Genomic DNA, 19,204 nt, shown 5'->3' with positions numbered 1-19,204 from the left:
TCAAACTATTAGCAACTTCAGACTGGTTAATCAGCTTATGTCTTACTTAAAGAAACAAGGAATCATATCTTATCAACTATTTAAAACTAGGAGGATGTTTTTATGAGGAAATGTAAGGGGTTTCTTTCTTTCGTACTTATTCTATCACTAATGTTCCTAATGGCTGCATGTGGGCAGGATGCAAATGGCACACCAGCAAATGAAAAAGGAAATAAGGCTGAAGGGGGAACGGAAAAAGAAAAAATTACAATTGGTCTTTCTGTCTCCGATTTAACGTTAGAGCGTTGGCAACATGATCGTGATTTTTTTGTTGAAAAGGCAGAAGAGTTAGGAGCAGATGTGTTAGTACAATCCGCAAATGGTGATGAAGCAAAACAATTATCCCAAATACAAAATATGCTTTCACAAGGTATTGATGCACTAGTCATTATCGCTATTAATTCAGATGCCCTGTCAACAGTAGTCGATCAAGCTAAGGCAGAAGGTATTCCTGTTTTAGCATATGACCGATTAATTAATGGAACTGATATTGACGCTTATGTTTCATTCGATAATGTACGTGTTGGGGAAATGCAAGCAGAGTATCTGGTTGAAAAAGTACCTTCCGGAAAGTACTTCTTAATGGGAGGGTCCCCAACTGATAATAATGCCAAGATGTTTAGAGAAGGACAAATGAATATTATTCAGCCACTAGTTGATAAAGGTGATATTGAAATCGTCGGTGATCAATGGGCAAAAGATTGGGATGCAAATGAAGCGTTGAAAATCATGGAAAATGCTTTAACTGCAAATAAAAATGATATTGATGCAGTAGTTGCCTCTAATGATAGTACTGCTGGAGGAGCGATTCAAGCTCTAGAAGCACAGGATTTAGCTGGAAAAGTAGTTATCTCTGGGCAAGATGCTGACTTAGCAGGTGTGCAACGTATTGCAGAAGGTATTCAAACAATGACCGTTTATAAACCAATTAAGGCAATTGCAACAAAGAGTGCTGAAGTAGCTGTTCAGTTAGGAAAAGGAGAAGAAGTATCATCTGATTCAACCGTTAATAATGGAAAAATGGAAGTGCCATTTATAAAATTGGATCCAATTAAAGTAAGTAAAGAGAACATTATTGACACTGTAATTAAGGATGGATTCCATTCTTATGATGATATCTATAAAAATGTTCCAGAAAATGAACGACCAGCACGTCCATAAGCTCCAAGATATTTAATCAAAGGGAGAGCAGCTTATGCTTTCCCTGACTATTAGGTGGTGAATGAATAATGGATACATATACACTTCAAATGAAAGGGATTGTGAAAGAATTCCCAGGTGTTAAGGCATTAGATAACGTTACTTTTTCCGTAAAAAAGGGAGAGATTCATGCACTTTGCGGAGAAAATGGTGCGGGTAAATCAACATTAATGAAAATCTTAAGTGGAGTTTATCCACATGGAACATACGGCGGGCAAATCATCATTAATGGACAAAACGAACAATTTAAATCGATTAAAGAATCCCAGGAGGCAGGAGTTGGCATTATCTATCAAGAGCTTGCTCTTGTAGGTGAAATGTCAGTGGCAGAGAATCTTTTCCTTGGTCATGAGCTGATGAGAAAAAGGGTAATCAATTGGAATGAAATTTATGTAGAGGCTCAAAAGTGGCTCGATCATATTGGATTAACTATTGATCCACAAACAAAGGTTGCCGATCTAACAGTTGGTAAACAGCAACTAGTGGAAATAGCGAAAGCTTTAACAAAAAAAACGAATATACTCATTTTGGATGAACCAACTGCCGCTTTAACAGAAAGTGATGTGGAAATTTTAATCAATCTTTTGCAAGACTTGCGCTCACAAGGAGTTACCTGTATCTATATTTCTCATAAATTAGGAGAAGTTATGTCACTTGCTGATTCTGTAACAATATTAAGAGATGGCCAGACCATTAGTACTAATGCCATTGAAGAATTATCAGAGGATAAAATAGTCACAAAGATGGTAGGAAGAGAATTAACAGAACTGTTTCCATATGAGGAGCATGTTATTAGTAAAGAAACTATCCTAGAAGTGAAAGATTATACTGCATATGATGAGCAAGGAAATAAAGTCATTGATCAAGTATCCTTTTTGCTTAAAAAAGGAGAAATCTTAGGATTTTCCGGATTAATGGGAGCGGGCCGATCAGAATTATTTATTAGTCTCTTTGGAGGGTTAAAGGGGAAAAAAGAAGGAACGGTCATCATCGATGGAAAAGAAACAAATATTCAAAAACCTGCTGATGCAATTAAAGAAGGATTAGCGTATGTTTCAGAGGACCGTAAGCGCTACGGTCTTGTGCTAGGAATGGACATAACAAAAAATACGACGTTAGCTGCTTTAAATAAAGTCGTTAAGCTAAATATTATTGATCAGGCATTAGAAGTGAGAAGTGCAACAGATATAACGGAAAAAATGAAGTTAAAAGCTCCGAGCTTAGAAGCAAAAGTTGGGCAACTAAGTGGTGGAAACCAACAAAAAGTAGTTTTAAGTAAGTGGCTGTTAAATAATCCTAAAATATTAGTTCTTGATGAGCCAACAAGAGGAATTGATGTTGGAGCGAAATATGAAATTTATAAGATTATTAATGAGCTTGTCCAACAAGGGGTAGGAATTGTTATTATCTCATCAGAATTGCCTGAAGTATTAGGGATGTCAGACAGAGTGCTTGTTATGGCAGAAGGGAAAATTTCCGGCGAATTTTTACGAGAAGAAGCTACACAAGAAAAAATTATGACATGTGCCACAGGAGGGAAGAAAAATGAATATTCAACATCAAACAGTTGAAGAGAGCAAGAAAAGAGAATTGAGCTTTAAATTTGATATGCAATCTTACACACTTATCATTGCTTTAGTATTAATTGCATTAATATTTGGTTTTTTCACTGGAGGTGAATTTCTTTCTTCCCGAAATATCTCTAACTTATTTACGCAAATGTCCGTTATTTCTGTCCTTGCTATCGGTATGACGCTAATTATCGTAGCAGGTCATATTGATTTATCGGTTGGAGCATTAGTAGGATTAACAGGAGGAATCGCTGCAATTTTGCAAGTTTGGTATGATTGGAATACCCTTTTAGTGGTCCTTTGTGCAGTAGTTGTGGGGGCACTCTTAGGATTATGGCAAGGATGGTGGGTTGCTTACCGAGCCGTTCCAGCCTTTATTGTTACACTTGGAGGAATGCTTATTTTCCGAGGTATACTCATTGGTTTAAGTAAGGGGCAAACTGTTGCACCTATGAGTGATAGTTTTAAAAAAATTGGAACTAGTTATTTTCCATACATCCCTGGATATATTCTTGCATTAGTTAGTATTGCTTTATTGGTCTTTTGGACGATTCAAAATCGTGCAAAACGAAAAAATATGGGATTAATGATTCCCGCTGCAAAGGTTGATTATGGTAAGGTTGCTGCCTATTCCTTTTTTATTCTGTTAGCAACCTATATGTTAAATCGTTATTTAGGTATTCCAATTCCAATCTTAATTGTTTTAGCATTAGCTGCAATTTTCATCTTTATTTCAAATAAAACGCCATTTGGGCGGTACGTTTATGCAATTGGTGGAAACCAAGAGGCTGCAGCATTGTCTGGAATCAATATTAAACGAAATACACTGTGGGTTTTTATTACGATGGGCGGTCTCGCTGGCGTGGCTGGAGTTCTTTTAACAAGTAGATTAAATGCAGCAACTGTAAGTGCAGGTAATATGTATGAGCTTGATGCGATTGCAGCATGTGTTATCGGTGGAACTAGTTTGATAGGTGGAAAAGGAAAAATTGTTGGAGCGCTAATTGGTGCTTTAATTATGGCTAGTATCGATAATGGAATGAGCATGATGAATATCCAAACCTTCTGGCAGTATATAGTAAAAGGACTGATTTTAATTGTTGCCGTTTGGCTTGATATATCAAGTAAGAAGTAAATGAACATCATGTTAGTCATATATAGGAATGGAAGAATCCTTACCTTATAAATTGGGTGAGGATTTTTTGTGATGAAAATAGGTAAAGCAAATGCAACAAAAAAACATATTCTAAAGAGAGCGGAACGAAAGCTTTTAAAAAAGAGGAAATAGTTTGAGTAAAAATTAGTACCAGGTAATAGTAATTGGTGGTAAAATATAAATAAAAGAAGAGGTGATGTGAATGACAACATCCAAAGCAAGTATTAAGGCAATAGGTTCATACGTTCCTGAACGTATTTTAACAAATAATGATTTAGAAAAAATGGTAGAGACAAACGACGAATGGATTGTAAAGCGAACAGGTATCAAGGAAAGAAGAATAGCGAATGAAAAAGAGTTTACCAGTGATCTTAGCTATAAAGCAGTCCTCAATTTAATGGAACGATACGACAAATCAGTTGATGATGTTGATTTAATAATTGTTTGTACAATGACTCCTGAATATAAAACACCGAGTGTAGCTTCCAGCCTTCAGGCTAAATTAGGAATAAAGAATACGGGAGCAATTGATTTAAATGCAGCCTGTGCAGGATTTACTTATGGATTATATGTGGAAAATGGATTGATTACTTCAGGACTAAATAAAAAAGTTCTTGTTGTAGGAGCGGAAACATTATCAAAAATTACGGATTTCACCGATCGTACGACTTGTATCCTTTTTGGTGATGGAGCAGGAGCCGTTCTTTTAGAATATGATGAAGCAGAGCCAAGCTTTATCTCTTCTCATATAGGTTCGGAAGGAGAAGGCGGGCATCATTTATATTCTACAAGTCTAGCTACGCAAATGAACGGCATGGACTTATTAGGGAATGGCTGTATCGTCCAAAATGGTAGAGAAGTCTATAAATGGGCCATTAAAACGGTTACGAACGGTATGAAAACTGTTGCGGAAAAAGGCAGGATGAACCTAAATGAGGTGGACTGGTTTGTACCCCATAGTGCCAATTTAAGAATGTTAGAATCAATTTGTGAGAAAAGCAATTTTCCAATAGAACAAACATTATATAGCTTAGTTCATTATGGAAATACCTCTTCAGGAACGATCCCATTGTCATTAGATATAGGAGTAAAAGAAGGGAAATTAAAATTCGGTGACCATGTATTATTATATGGATTTGGCGGCGGCCTAGCCCATGCAGGATTATTGATTAAATGGACGGTTTAAGAGAAAGCAGAAATTGCGCTTTTTTTATCAGATAAAACGAAGTATGCGTCTAAAAGTCGAGACTGGGCACTTGAAAAAGTGCTCCTTTTTTGTGTTGCAAGGGGATGGTTCTTTATAAAGAGAGGGAGATGTTTGGTTATTTTGTCTGTTACCGTTGTAGACAAGAGAAGGGAGGAAAAGGTAACAGAGAGAGCAGCTCAGTGACCGTTGTAGCAAAGGAAAGGGGGAAAAGGTAACAGAGGAGGCGCATCAGTGACCGTTGCAGCAAAAGAAAGGGGGAAAAGGTAACAGAGAGAGCAGCTCAGTGACCGTTGCAGCAAGGGAAAAGAGGAAAAGGTAACAGAGAGAACTGCTCAGTGACCGTTGCAGCAAAGGAAAGGAGGAAAAGGTAACAGAGAGAACTGCTCAGTGACCGTTGCAGCAAAGGAAAGGAGGAAAAGGTAACAGAGGAGGCGCATCAGTGACCGTTGTAGCAAAACAAAAGAACAAAAGGTAACAGAGAAATCTGAAAAAACATCATCTCCACAAAAATAACTTCCTTCAAACTAAAAGCAAGAAAATAACTCATTTATGATAAGATGAATGTAACAAAATCTTGTGATATGCCTCTATCCCCCTGGCTTATCCGCTTATAAGGAGCAGGTAACAGAATGAATTGTCCAATTTAAAAGTCTCCCACTAACTAATAAAGAATTTATTAATTAATGGGGGATAAATCATGAAACTAAATAAAAACTTTTCATTGTTACTGATCGGGCAGTCTTTTGCAAATATAGGGGACGTCCTCTATACGGTAGGTGTTATTAGTATTATCTACGAGATAAAGGGATCGGCAACGGCAGCATCTTTCGTTCCTTTTATAATCACAACCTGTATGTTTATATCAAGTATTATAACACCCCTTTTCGTTGGAAAAGTTCCATTGAACCGGTTATTAGCAGGTTCGCAAATTGGAAAAACAGTATTCCTTTTACTCTTAGGCCTATTCTTACCAGGGATAACGGAATCAAATTATTATGTCGTCTTTATGGTGATAGCTTGCATTGCGTTTTTTGATGGGTGTGCAAATCCAATCAGACAAACATTAATACCTTATTACGTTAAACCGGAGAAATTAATGAAAGCAAATGGAATCTCAGAAACAGTAACACAATTGATCCAAACAGCAATGTGGTTTGTAGGAAGTATGTTTCTCCTTTTTTTAAGTCCACAGCAATTAATTTGGTTTGTTGGCGGATTATTTCTTATTTCAAGTACCTTACTATGGTTGTTGGAAAAAGTATCTGCCCAAGTTATCGGTACAGCAGGGAAGATAGAACAAATCAAAGAGGGATGGAAGACATTATTTCATACGCCTGTTTTACAGAAATTGGCTTTGGTTGAATGTTTAGAAAGCCTTGCTGGAACAGTATGGATTGCGGCTGTTTTATATGTATTTATTCAGGATGCTTTAAAGGTAGACCAACAGTGGTGGGGATTTATAAATGGAGCATTCTTTTTAGGATTAATTTTGGGAAGTCTCTATTGCATGAAGTATTCTTCCTTAGTAGGAAGAAAATTGGAGTCATTTCTAATAGTAGGCTCTTTTTTAAGTTTTCTTCTCACGATATTATTTAGTTTAAATAGCATTCCCATCCTTGCTTTAGCAATATCATTTGGAGTCGGTATTTTTACACAAGTAAAAAATATCCCTCAACAAACGGTCATTCAGACAAGTGTTCACAAAGAAAAACTACCGACAGTATATACTTCTTTAGGATCAATTAGTACCGGAGTTTTCGGAATCGGCTCCTTATTAATGGGAATATTGACAGATTTATTTGGAGTAAGGATAGTTTTTATTTTCTCAGGCCTCCTCCTTGCGTTTGTCAGTATGATAATTTATAAAAATAAATCTTTGTTTATTCGTCAAAATTATTTAGAAAAAGAACGAAACTAATCCTCGGAAACTCGACCTCGACTATATTGGTCGAGTTTTTTGAATTATCAGTTCGAAAATTATTGAATAAATAATTCGAATAATTTAAAATGTGAATAAATGGAGGTGTTTTCCAGTGAAAGTTTTTAGCACAACAGGTCGGAAACAAGAGAAGTATCAAGTTGAAATAAAGCATTCGATTTTATGGGAATGTGCTCTAGGGATAGCCGCTATCACAAATGATCGTCTACTGGATTCATTAGAAAAACCTGAGAGCTATTGGAAAGATATTAGATTAAGCCTTTCTAAAGATTTACAAGCACACTTAGACTACGTAGAAACGAATAATACATGGAAAGCGCTGCTTCAATTGCTTCATCAAAAGGATTTTTCCAGCCTAGAAGTATTTACCGAATATATCGATAAACTTACAGAAAGAGAATTAATCTATCAATGTATTCCATTCATAAGTGAAAACTATCAGCCTATTAGAGAGCAGGCTGCTGATAAAAACGAATCTGCGATAGAGCAGTTAAGAGAAGCAACAAAAGATAACCCTTTTTTTCCAAGCTATATTTCTTTTATTTGCAAAGTGGATGAAAAGCAATTAAAGCAGCATCTAATAACGGTCATGAGTGGATGGTTTGAATCAGTCGTACAACCTGAATTAAATAAATTAACATCGATCTTACAAACAGATGCCCAAGCAAAAGAAAAGATGAAACAGAAAATGGAACCAGAGGAATTTGTAGAATGGGCTACGGGAGGGATAAGTTATTTGCCAGAACCAAGCGTTTATAAGGTATTGCTCATTCCCCAGTACATATATAGACCATGGAATATAGCTGCAGATTTAAAAGGAATAAAAGTCTACTATTATCCGGTTTCAAATGAAAGTATATCTCCAAGTGATAAATATATGCCGAGTAATTTTCTTGTTTTGAAACATAAAGCCTTAGGGGATGAGTTTCGTCTAAGAATGGTAAAATTACTGTTTGAAAAAAGTCGAACCTTACAAGAAATAACGGAAAAATTAGAAATGGGAAAGTCCACGATTCATCATCATTTAAAAATTTTGAGATCTGCACAGCTAGTAGGAATAGAAGATGGAAAATATGTGTTAAAGAATAGTGCTATCACATCTATAGCAAAAGAATTGGAGCAATACATTCAGCAATAATAGATTTTGAAGTAAAATCACTTAGGATATGATCAAGACTTAGCATATACAAGTTAAAACAAGGAGGATATTAGCTAAAACAAGGAGGATATTAGCTAAAACAAGGAAGATATTAGCTAAAACAAGGAGGAAATCAGCCAAAATGAGGGGGAAATCAGCCAAAGCAAGGAGGAAATCAGCCAAAATGAGGGGGAAATCAGCCAAAGCAAGGAGGAAATCAGCCAAAGCAAGGAGGAAATCAGCCAAAATGAGGGGGATATCAGCCAAACCAGTGAGGATATCAGCCAAAACAAAGAAAGTGGTGTTCGTTTGAATATTTTCCGAAATAAATCATTCACTTTCATGTGGATTGGAAATGGCATGTCGGAGTTGGCGGGAGCTTTTGGAACTTTTTGCAACTCTCTATTAATCTATGAAATCACCGGTTCTTCTTGGGCGTTAGGAAGTATGTGGCTATTATATTTCATACCATCCCTCACACTTCAACTTTTTATTGGCCCATACATTGATCGCTGGAGTAGAAAATGGATGATGATTTTCGCTCTTTGGAGCAGAGGATTAGTATTTCTATTTCCGCTCATCAGCTATATTACTAACTCATTAGTTCCATGGCATATTTATATTGTCCAACTTATCATTGGGTTAATAACCCCCATATACTCCCCAGCCAACCAAGCGATATTGCCTAGTCTTGTTTCGAAACAACAATTAAGCACTGCAAATGCTTATGTTGAAGGAATGACAAGATTAATGACGTTTACAGCACCAGTTATAGCAGGGATTGTCATTGAATCTATTGGTATTGGCAGTACTTTATTTTTTATTTGTATTGCGCTAATTATTAGTGGAAGTCTTTTACTAGGCATTAATGAGGAAAGAGAAGATAAAGCAGAGAGAAAAGCATGGGCAACTGAATTTATGGAGGGAATTAGCTACTTTTTTCAACAAAGAACAATTGTATGGCTAGGTATTTTTCTAGCATTTGTTCAATTTGGAGTAGGGGTTACCATGGTTATCAATATTCCGTATATCAAAACGGTACTAGACGGAAATAATGCTATGTATGGGTATTTTATGGCAGGTTTTCCTTTAGGTTATATGCTAGGGACATTGTTTGTTGGAAAAATAAAATTTCAATCGAGGAGGCGATTAATGCTAGGGGCTCTATTTATTGGAGGATTGACCTACATTAATCTCGGGATTATAAGTTCTATCATTATTGCTATCATTACAGAAATAATTGCTGGTATAGGAATGGCATTTTTTAGCATCCATAATATAACGATTTGTCAGCAAATCGTACCCAATCATTTAATGGGGAAAATTATTTCGGTCAGATCCTTCATTATTCGAGCAATGATGCCATTTGGCGTATTAATAGGCGGGGCATTAAGTGAACTATGGGGCATTCGACCTTTATATGTTTTCATTGGGGCGGTAATTGTGACCACCTCTTTATTGGGAATAACGCTTCCATATTTTGCATTTCTTGATAAAGAGCATAAAAAGAAGCTTACTGCTTAAGTTCAGATAGAAAAGACTAGGAAAACTTATCGTTGTTTTCCTAGTCTTTTCTATTAATATTTTTTTAATACAATGGCTGAATTATGACCACCAAAGCCAAAGGAATTGGATAGACCAATGGATAAGGACGCTTTTCTAGCTCCTTCAGGGATGTAATCTAAATCACAGGCAGGGTCTGGGTTTTCTAAGTTAATTGTTGGTGGGATAATGCCTTCTCGCAAACTCTTTACAAGAGCAATTGCTTCAGCCCCACCAGCAGCACCAAGCATATGACCAAGCATCGACTTATTTGCGGTTACTGGGATTTTATAGGCTTGTTCTTCAAATAATCGCTTAATAGCTAATGTTTCCGATAAATCTCCCACTGGTGTACTTGTTGCATGGGCGCTAATCACATCTACGTCAGCAGGAGTAATATTTGCTTTTGCTAAAGCATTTTTCATGGCAAGAAAAGCACCTCTTCCTTCTGGATGGGTTGCAACCATATGATGGGCATCTGAGCTTGCTCCATATCCGATGATTTCAGCTAATATAGGAGCATTGCGTTTAATGGCATGTTCTAAGTCTTCAATTACTAAAATAGCTGCACCTTCACTCATTACAAAACCATCACGATTTATATCAAAAGGTCTACTTGCTGATGTAGGTTCCTCGTTTCTTGTAGATAATGCTCTTGCATTTCCAAAACTCGCTAAAGATAAATTTGTAACAGCAGCTTCTGCACCGCCAGCAAACATAACATCAGCATCGCCATTACGAATCGTATGAAAAGCTTCCCCAATCGATGTATTTCCGATTGAACAGGCAGTTACAGGAGAGAGAGAAGGACCTTGAGCTCCAAGTTTGATGCTAATTTGTGCAGCAGCAGCATTAGAAATCATCATGGGCACTAAGTTAGGGCTAACTCGATTTGGTCCTCTTTGATTTAAAGTATTGACGTTATCAATAAGGGTTGTCAAACCGCCGATTCCTGATCCAACATAAACACCTAGACGTTCTTTATCTACTAATTCGATATTTAACTGCGAGTCTGTTAACGCTTCTTCAGCTGCAGCTAAAGCAAACTGGCTAAACCGATCGAGTTTCTTCGCTTCCTTTGCTCCCCATCTATCTTCTGGATGAAAGTCTGTTACAATTCCAGCTATTTTAGTTTTAGAATTAGAGACATCTAAATGTTCAATAGGACGGATTCCAGATTCACCTTTTAGGAGGCACTGCCAATAATCACCTACATTGTTTCCTAACGGTGAAATAATCCCCATTCCAGTTATCACAACTCTTTTCACCACTTATCCCCCATTCCTTTTTTCTTTATTGTATTCTTTTATTATCCTATTACAAGTTGTAGTTTATACTAGTATAAAAAGTACTAGCTTAAAAAGGAGAATACATATGAATAGAGATATAAGATTAGAAGCGCTATCTGATTTTCTAAAAACAAAGCGTTCAAAAATCCAGCCACAAATGGTCGGTCTTCCTGTTGGGAGTAGAAGGAGAACAGCGGGACTTCGCCGCGAAGAAGTAGCACAGTTAGCGGGAGTAAGCACTACTTGGTACACATGGCTAGAGCAGGGAAGAGATATTAAAGTGTCTATTTCCGTTCTCGATGCAGTAGCAGACGCCCTGCAATTAAATTTGGATGAGAGAAAATATGTATATGGATTAGCTTTTGAAGAGGGAAATTCCTTTTTTCCTAAGGAAGAGGAAGAAGGCATCATTACCCCTTCTTTAGAGCGAATTTTAAAAGAACTTCGTTATTGCCCTACTATTATTACCGATCGCCGGTCTTTTATTGTAGGATGGAATGAAGCTGCTAAACAAGTATTCTTGGATTTCGAAAAGCTCCCGCTTGAAAAAAGAAATCTGATTGAATTGCTTTTTTCGAGGAAGGAGCTACGAGCATTGGCAGTCAATTGGGAGGACTTTGTCAAAGGATTTATCTCTATCTTTCGTACGTATTTAGGTCAATATATGGCAGATGAATGGTATGGAGAATTTATTGAAAATATGAAAAAGAACTATCCTGTTTTCAATAAGATGTGGAATGAAAGTGAAATAAGCTCTGCTCCTGAGGTATTAATTGAATTTCGTCATTCTAAGGCAGGCAAAATGATTTATAATTTAACTTCTTTACAGGTTCATGGTGCGAATGATTTAAGATGTAGTATTTACACACCAGTTGATGGAACAGGTACAGAGGAGAAGATTAAGCATTTGATTAAATGAGTGTAAACATCCAAATAAGGGACACAGCCATTGGTTGTGTCCACTAGACTATTGTATAAATTAATCAATAAGCTGTTTAATCCCATCCACAATAGGAGTTTCAGAACGTCCAAGCAACTTCTCAAAATCATTGCTTTCAATTTCTAATGAACCTTCACGAATACCCTTTTGGATAGCCACAAGCATTGGAACAAGAAAGTCTGGTACGCCAGCTTGTGTTATTATGTCTGCATAAGTTGTGTCATCTACTTGTTGGACAGGTACTTCTTTTCCAATTACCTGACTAACAGCAGCAGCGATTTCTTCCTGAGTCAATAGTTTACCAGAAAGCTCATAAATCGTATTTTCGTGTCCGTCTCCTGTAAGGACGGCGGCTGCAGCTTCTGCATAGTCTTGTTGTAAAGCCCAGCCAACTTTTCCATTTCCAGCAGCGGTAACCCAAGGGGCACCAGCAAGGACGCCTTGAATAGTGGATAGTTCATTTTCGAGATACCAGTTATTACGCAAGAAGGAATAAGCGATACCAGATTTAAGAATGGCTTCTTCTGTTGCTTTGTGAACTTCGGCAAGAAAGTTTGTGCTTTCTTGGGCGTTCGCAATACTTGTATATGCGATAAAGGAAACACCAGCGTTTTTAGCTGCTTCAACAGCATTGTTATGTTGGCGAATTCTTGTTTCCGTATCGCCATCTGCTGAAATAAATAATAAGCGGTCAATTCCTTTAAAGGCTGCCTCTAATGTTTCTGGACGGTCGAAATCCCCTTGGCGAACGTCAACACCTTGTGCACGTAGTTTTTCTGCTTTTTCAGGATTACGGACACTAACAGCAAGCTGGTCAGCAGGAACTGATTTTAATAAAACATTCACTATTTTTGAACCGAGTTTGCCAGTTGCACCTGTTACTAATAGTTTCATTCTAAATTCCCTCCTAATTGTTTTGCATTTACATTATAACCAAGTCAATCTTTCTTCATTGATACAGGATGATTGGTTACTTGTTGTATATTAGTTATAGGTATATAGTATATTTATAGTAACAAAAATAAAAGTAGTTATTTTTTTATGACATAGTCACATAAATAGTACCATGGGAAGGAGTGGGCTAAGATGGCACGTTTCTTTGTGCAAGGGGAGCCTTCAGCGATGGAAGAGGAAGGACTTTGCCCTGTTACCTATACGCAAAATTTAACAGCAGGAAGATGGAAAATTATTATTTTATGGCATTTAAGTCAGGGAACAAAACGTTTTAATGAACTGCAAAGGCTTTTACCTGGCATTTCAAAAGGAATTTTAACAAGACAGTTGAGGGAATTAGAAGCAGATCAAATGGTGCACAGAGAAGTATATAAAGAGGTGCCGCCTAAGGTCGAGTATTCTTTAACAGAAAAAGGAGTTAGCTTTATACCGATTCTTGATTTAATGGGGGAGTGGGGGAAGAAGCATTATAAGGATTAAAAAATGGGGACAAATTATTGTCCCCATTAGCTTTTTATAAAACTTTATTCAAGAAGTCTTTTGTACGCTCATTTTGTGGATTTCCGAAAATTTCTTGTGGTGTACCTTCTTCCACAATATATCCGTTATCCATAAAGATAACGCGGTCTGCCACTTCTCTAGCAAAGCCCATTTCATGTGTTACGATAACCATTGTCATTCCTTCTTGTGCCAACTGTTTAATAACAATTAATACTTCTCCAACCATTTCTGGGTCAAGAGCACTTGTTGGTTCATCGAATAGCATAATATCAGGGTTCATCGCAAGGGCACGTGCGATTGCTACCCTTTGTTTTTGACCACCTGATAATTTAGCCGGATTTTCGTTCGCTTTCTCTTTCAAGCCTACACGTTCTAATAGCTCTAACGCTTTTTCTTTTGCTTGCTGTGGTGTAGCCTTTTTTAAATCAACTGGTGCAAGTGTGATATTTTCCAATACTGTTAAGTGTGGGAAAAGATTAAAGTGCTGGAACACCATACCGATATTTTCTCTAATTTTGTTAATATCATTTTTCTTATCTGTTAAATTAAAATCGTTTACTACGACTTCACCACTTGTAACTTCTTCTAACATATTTAAGCAGCGGAGAAGGGTACTTTTTCCGGATCCAGAAGGACCGATTAAGCAAACAACTTCGCCTTCTGTTACCTGTAAATCAATTGATTTCAATACTTCAAGATTACCATATGATTTTTTCAGATTCGTCACTTTAAGCTTGGCCATTTTTAATCCTTCTTTCTAATACATTTGATACTTTTGTTAGAATCATGATCACAATAAAGTACATAATACCGACGATTAGCCACATTTGGAATGATTCTAAGTTTCTTGCAATAATAATTTTTCCGCTTTGTGTCAATTCGTTAATACCGATGATGGAAAGAATAGACGTATCTTTTAATGTAATAACAAATTGGTTAATAAATGCTGGAATCATTAATTGAATAGCCTGTGGAAGCACTACTTTTCTCATTGCTTTTCCATAAGGAAGACCTAGACTGCGTGCAGCCTCCATTTGACCTTTATCAACTGACTGAATTCCTCCACGAACTATCTCCGCCATGTAAGCACCAGCGTTTAAGCTTAAGGTAATAAGACCGGCAGCAACAGCTGAAATTCGGAAATCAAGGGCTGCTGGGATTCCAAAGTAAATAAAGAATGCTTGAACAATTAATGGTGTTCCTCGGAAGATATCGATATAAATAACAGCAATAGTGCTCAATACTTTATTTTTTGCAATACGTAATAAGCCGAAGATAATCCCAAGTACTGTTGCAATTAAAAGGGAAACGACTGTTAAAATCAGTGTCATTTTTAGACCAGACAATAAGCTTGGAAAGCTCTCTTTTAATAGACCGAAAAAGCCGTTTCCTTCTTCCGCCTCTGAACCTGTTTCTAAGTATTTATCTAATATTTCTTGATATTCACCAGATGCTTTTAAATTAGCTAGACCTGCATTAAACATTTCAAGAAGCTCTGTATTTTGACCTTTAGAAACAGCAAAACCATATGATGCTCCCGCTTCTTTGTCTGTTACAATTTTCAAGCCATTGCCTTGCTTGATTCCATAAGCTAATACAGGATAGTCATCAAATACAGCAACAGAATTTCCTGTTCTTACTTCTTCGTACATATTAGCAGAGTCGTCAAAAGTTACGATTGAAAATCCGTATTCATCTTTGATGCTGGCAGCAAAGCTAGCACCCTCTGTTCCTGTTTTAACAGCAACCTTTTGTCCTTTTAAATCATCATAAGAAGCAACCGTATCATTGTCACTGTCCACTGCCATTATGATACCAGAATCAAAGTAAGGTTCTGAGAAATCAAACTTTTTCTGTCTTTCTTCTGTAATACTCATTCCGGCAATAACCGCGTCCACTTGTTTCGATTCCAATGCTTGTACAGCAGCATTAAATCCAAGTGGCTTCATTTCATATTTGAAACCTTGATCTTTTGCAATTGCAGCGATTAAATCCATATCGATTCCAACGAAATCCCCACTTACATCCTGAAATTCAAATGGTGCAAATGTAATATCTGTAGCAATCTGATAAACTTTCTCCTTAGCTTCTGCTTTTGTTATAGGAGAAATAATATTCAACATAGTTAAGACAACTATAAAGAATAAAATTAATTTAGACATCCTTTTCTTTTGCTTCATTCGTGTAACTCCTTTTCGCTTTTTTCTTGATATTTATAAAGTCCTTCGTATTCATATGTTAGATAATCTAACAAACACATAATTAAAATAATACTAAACAATCTTGAGATTGTACAGATAGGAATATATAGAGAAAATTTACCAATTTTTCTTGAGGCAGTGGATTACATAACGGAAAGTATGTTATACTTTAGGTACTTAGAACGAAAGGGATGATGGGTGAACGATGAAGAACTAATCTTATTTTTCAAAAATTTGAATGAAATAAATTTCAAATTAAACAAAAATAGGATTAGTCTGCCCATTTCCATAAATCGCTTTTCTGTGTGTATCTCTAATGGTATGCGCACAATTATTGATCGATATGCACAGTTTTTTTGTATGCGATTGCGATTATGAACGAGCAAATAATTAGGTATGGCTAATCCTTCCAACGATAATTGGGAGGATTTTTTTCTCCCTTCTGAAGGGATTTGATACGATGATAGAACTTTTAAAGTTAGTAAATGTAGGTTATGAAGTGCTGGATACAACTATTTTTGAAAAAATAAATGCCAGTGTACAACAGGGAGAGGTTATTGGGATTATTGGTAAAAATGGTGCAGGTAAATCGACCTTATTGCAATTAATAAATAAAGATATGGTTCCGACTGAAGGACACATCAAGTGGGTGAAGGACGATACAGTGGCTAAAATGGTCGAACAGGAAACAGAAAACTACGCTTTCAAGGAAGAAAATCCTGTGGAAAAGAAACTACTGGAAAAATGGCAAGTGCCTATAAATGATTTTCAGAAAATGAGTGGCGGGGAAAAGTTAAAGGCGCGTCTTGCTAAAGGGTTTGCGTTTGAGACTGATCTCTTGTTATTAGACGAACCGACAAATCATTTGGATGAACAAAGTATGAAACTGCTGCAGGAACAAATAAAAACATATAAGGGCACGGTTATTCTTGTATCCCATGATCGCTATTTTTTAGATGAGGTCACGTCAAAAATTTGGTCGATTGAAAATAAAAAGCTTATCGAACATAAAGGGAATTATACGAGTTATATGGAAGTTCGAGAGCAAAAGAGATTAACGATGCAGCGGGAATATGACAAACAGCAGAAGAAAATCAAGCAAGTGGAAGGGCAAATGAAGGAGCTTACTTCTTGGTCCCATAAAGCACATGCACAATCAACGAAACAAGAGTTTCCAAAAGAATATTATCGGTCAAAGGCAAAACGAATGGATGCCCAAGTAAAATCAAAACAAAAGCGTTTAGAAAAAGAATTGGAAAAAAACAAAGTAGAGCGGATAGAAGAGGACTATAAGGTAATCTTTTCGATTGAAGCAAATAAAAAGGTTGGCAAACGCTTTTTGGAAATAAAGGATTTATCCAAAACATTTGGCTCACGTGTGTTGTTTGAAAAAGGGAATGTCATGATTAAACATGGTGAGAAGGTTGCCATTATTGGACCGAATGGAAGCGGAAAGACAACCTTATTAAACATTATTTTAGGAAAGGAAAAGGCTGAAGGGGAAGTATGGATTTCTCCAACTGCTAATATTGGATATTTAACACAGGAAGTATTTGATCTCCCATTAGAGCAAACACCTGAACAGCTATTTTTTAAAGAGACGTTTGCAGAAAGAGGAAAAGTGCAAACGCTAATGAAACATTTAGGGTTTATGGCATCTCAATGGAAGGAACCGATAAAAAATATGAGTATGGGGGAACGGGTAAAGTGCAAGCTAATGGCTTATATTTTAGAAGAAAAAGATGTGCTGATTCTCGATGAGCCAACCAATCATCTTGATTTACCATCCCGTGAACAATTAGAAGAAACATTATCTCAATATAACGGAACGCTTATCATTGTATCCCATGACCGTTATTTTCTAGAAAAAACGACAACGACTAAGTTAGTCATAGCGGAAGGTACAATCCAAAGACAATGGACGGAGTCTCCAAAACAGGAAAGAGATAATAAAGAAGAACTTCGCTTGAAACTAGAGACAGAAAGACAAGAAGTTTTAGGAAAATTAAGCTTTATGACTCCGAAGGATAAAGACTATGCAGAATTAGATAGAAAGTTTCTTGAATTGACAAGGCAATTAAAGGAGTTGTAAAGACTAGTTATGGTGGGATGAGGAGGAAATCTCCTTGTCCCACTTTTTTTGGATTTAGGATGGATTGTGAGTGGGGAGGTTAGGACAATAAAACGAAATTTTGGAGTATATCTTAATTACAGTTCATAGGAATTTAATTTGTTAAATAATAAATAATCGCTGCTATTGCCAGTGAGACAATAGCAGTTAAACCAGTTATCGTCGAAAGTTTCACTTTTAAAGTACGGTCCTCTTTTGTTTCCGTAAAATGATGGTTTCTATGCTGACGTCCATCTGTCCAGGCCCCAATAAAAATACCAGAAATGAATATAGCAATGATGCCAACTATCAGAAAAAAGTTAAACATGTTTTTCCCCCATTCCAAATAGTGCAGTTCTTTTCAAAATATACGGTTTCCTCCACCTAAAAGTTACAGAAATATATGATTATTTATGCTTTAATTAGAATAAAGAGGAGGAATGGACATGAGAATACCTGATAAGCTACAAAAAGGTGATGAGATTAGAGTAATAGCCCCTAGTCGAAGTGCGACAATTTTATCCGAAGAGGGAATAGCGCAAGCAAAGAAAAGATTAGAAGACCTTGGATTTATGGTTACGTTTGGCAAACATATTTTCGAATCAGATTTACAGTTTTCAGCGACAATTGAGCATCGGGTTGAAGATATTCATGATGCTTTTCGGGATAAAAAGGTGAAAGGGATTTTAACTGTAATTGGTGGTTTTAACTGCAATGAGTTATTGCCTTATTTGGATTATGATTTAATAAAAGCCAATCCAAAGATACTTTGTGGGTATAGTGATATTACTGCTTTAGCAACAGCCATCACAACAAAGGCTGATTTTATTACATATTCAGGACCGCACTTTTCTAGCTTTCAAATGGATAAGTTACAGGAATACCAAACGGAGTATTTCCAGAAATGCTTGATGGAATCAAAGGAATTTATTGTAGAGCCTTCTGATGTATGGACAGATGATGCATGGTATTTGGATCAAGAGAATCGCCAATTCGAACCAGGGGGATGGAAGGTATATCAAGAGGGGGAAGCGAAAGGGCAATTGTTTGGTGGAAATCTTTGTACTTTAAATTTGCTGCAGGGAACAGAATATATGCCGAATCTTGCAGATAGCATCCTATTTGTAGAAGATGATGAATTAACCATTCCAGAAACGTTTGCAAGAGACTTAACTTCTTTATTACAGACTGCTGGCTCCATAAAAGCGCTAGTAATTGGGAGATTTCAAAAAGCTTCAAAAATGTCAGAGGAGCAGCTCCTATTCATCCTAGATAAGCATCCTAGTTTGAAAAAAATTCCTGTTCTATATAATGTTGATTTTGGCCATATTCAACCATTCTTTACTTTTCCAATTGGAGGAGAAGTAGAGATTGATACGATGACACATGGAATGAAGATAACTACTTTTTAAACGAT

At 36.6% G+C, this 19,204-nt stretch carries 17 protein-coding genes; 12 read left to right on the top strand and 5 right to left on the bottom strand.

Annotated elements, in window-relative coordinates:
• Positions 1-102: 102 nt before the first annotated feature.
• The 8 genes from xylF to NST60_RS06905 all read left to right on the top strand — a co-directional run bounded on the left by xylF (position 103) and on the right by NST60_RS06905 (position 9,774).
• A complete protein-coding gene (gene xylF / locus NST60_RS06940) occupies positions 103-1,200 on the top strand; it encodes a D-xylose ABC transporter substrate-binding protein (protein ID WP_341098463.1) in 1,098 nt (365 codons plus the stop codon).
• A 68-nt stretch (positions 1,201-1,268) separates the two neighbouring features.
• Entirely contained in the window at positions 1,269-2,810 is a 1,542-nt protein-coding gene (locus NST60_RS06935; protein WP_341098462.1) for a xylose ABC transporter ATP-binding protein, read from the top strand.
• On the top strand, positions 2,785-3,945 hold the full coding sequence (locus tag NST60_RS06930) for a sugar ABC transporter permease (protein WP_212119670.1): 1,161 nt from the start codon (positions 2,785-2,787) through the stop codon (positions 3,943-3,945). Before NST60_RS06935 ends, NST60_RS06930 begins: the two co-directional genes overlap by 26 nt.
• Positions 3,946-4,168: 223 nt before the next feature.
• Positions 4,169-5,152, top strand: coding sequence for a ketoacyl-ACP synthase III (locus NST60_RS06925; protein ID WP_341098460.1), 984 nt, complete (start codon positions 4,169-4,171; stop codon positions 5,150-5,152).
• A gap of 718 nt (positions 5,153-5,870) precedes the next feature.
• Positions 5,871-7,091, top strand: coding sequence for an MFS transporter (locus NST60_RS06920; RefSeq protein ID WP_341098459.1), 1,221 nt, complete (start codon positions 5,871-5,873; stop codon positions 7,089-7,091).
• A 115-nt stretch (positions 7,092-7,206) separates the two neighbouring features.
• The gene (locus tag NST60_RS06915; protein ID WP_169187933.1) at positions 7,207-8,250 is read left to right on the top strand and encodes an ArsR/SmtB family transcription factor; all 1,044 of its coding nucleotides are present in this window, start codon (positions 7,207-7,209) and stop codon (positions 8,248-8,250) included.
• 142 nt (positions 8,251-8,392) lie between these two features.
• On the top strand, positions 8,393-8,563 hold the full coding sequence (locus NST60_RS06910; RefSeq protein WP_341098457.1) for a hypothetical protein: 171 nt from the start codon (positions 8,393-8,395) through the stop codon (positions 8,561-8,563).
• Positions 8,560-9,774, top strand: a complete 1,215-nt coding sequence (locus tag NST60_RS06905; protein WP_341098456.1) for an MFS transporter — start codon at positions 8,560-8,562, stop codon at positions 9,772-9,774. The genes NST60_RS06910 and NST60_RS06905 overlap by 4 nt, the downstream gene beginning before the upstream one ends.
• A 53-nt stretch (positions 9,775-9,827) precedes the next feature.
• On the opposite strand, the gene fabF is transcribed toward NST60_RS06905, so the two are convergent.
• Positions 9,828-11,060 carry a beta-ketoacyl-ACP synthase II gene (gene fabF, locus NST60_RS06900; RefSeq protein WP_212119964.1) on the bottom strand — a complete coding sequence of 411 codons (1,233 nt, stop codon included), beginning with the start codon at positions 11,058-11,060 and terminating at the stop codon, positions 9,828-9,830.
• A 106-nt stretch (positions 11,061-11,166) separates the two neighbouring features.
• Between fabF and NST60_RS06895 the strand changes: the two genes are divergently transcribed.
• On the top strand, positions 11,167-12,000 hold the full coding sequence (locus tag NST60_RS06895) for a helix-turn-helix transcriptional regulator (protein ID WP_016202692.1): 834 nt from the start codon (positions 11,167-11,169) through the stop codon (positions 11,998-12,000).
• Positions 12,001-12,060: 60 nt separating this feature from the next.
• On the opposite strand, the gene NST60_RS06890 is transcribed toward NST60_RS06895, so the two are convergent.
• Positions 12,061-12,915, bottom strand: coding sequence for an SDR family oxidoreductase (locus tag NST60_RS06890; protein ID WP_341098451.1), 855 nt, complete (start codon positions 12,913-12,915; stop codon positions 12,061-12,063).
• 192 nt (positions 12,916-13,107) lie between these two features.
• Here NST60_RS06890 and NST60_RS06885 point away from each other — a divergent pair, with 192 nt between their 5' ends.
• Positions 13,108-13,455 (top strand): winged helix-turn-helix transcriptional regulator, encoded by a 348-nt coding sequence (locus NST60_RS06885; RefSeq protein ID WP_016202694.1) that lies wholly within the window; start codon positions 13,108-13,110, stop codon positions 13,453-13,455.
• Between the two features lie 34 nt (positions 13,456-13,489).
• Here NST60_RS06885 and NST60_RS06880 read toward each other — a convergent pair whose 3' ends face one another.
• A complete protein-coding gene (locus NST60_RS06880) occupies positions 13,490-14,218 on the bottom strand; it encodes an amino acid ABC transporter ATP-binding protein (protein WP_341098450.1) in 729 nt (242 codons plus the stop codon).
• Entirely contained in the window at positions 14,205-15,656 is a 1,452-nt protein-coding gene (locus NST60_RS06875) for an amino acid ABC transporter substrate-binding protein/permease (RefSeq protein WP_016202696.1), read from the bottom strand. Before NST60_RS06875 ends, NST60_RS06880 begins: the two co-directional genes overlap by 14 nt.
• Before the next feature lie 481 nt (positions 15,657-16,137).
• Between NST60_RS06875 and abc-f the strand changes: the two genes are divergently transcribed.
• The gene (gene abc-f / locus NST60_RS06870; RefSeq protein WP_341098449.1) at positions 16,138-17,769 is read left to right on the top strand and encodes a ribosomal protection-like ABC-F family protein; all 1,632 of its coding nucleotides are present in this window, start codon (positions 16,138-16,140) and stop codon (positions 17,767-17,769) included.
• Positions 17,770-17,902: 133 nt separating this feature from the next.
• Here the strand turns inward: abc-f and NST60_RS06865 are convergent, their stop codons facing one another.
• The gene (locus NST60_RS06865; RefSeq protein ID WP_169187938.1) at positions 17,903-18,115 is read right to left on the bottom strand and encodes a DUF5316 family protein; all 213 of its coding nucleotides are present in this window, start codon (positions 18,113-18,115) and stop codon (positions 17,903-17,905) included.
• A gap of 118 nt (positions 18,116-18,233) precedes the next feature.
• Between NST60_RS06865 and NST60_RS06860 the strand changes: the two genes are divergently transcribed.
• Entirely contained in the window at positions 18,234-19,199 is a 966-nt protein-coding gene (locus tag NST60_RS06860; protein WP_224427656.1) for a S66 family peptidase, read from the top strand.
• Positions 19,200-19,204 lie beyond the last annotated feature (5 nt).

Source organism: Niallia sp. FSL W8-1348, from assembly GCF_038006745.1.
GTDB lineage: Bacteria > Bacillota > Bacilli > Bacillales > Cytobacillaceae > Niallia > Niallia alba.
Note: the sequence above shows the minus strand (reverse complement) of the source record. Positions and strands in the feature narration are given on the sequence as shown.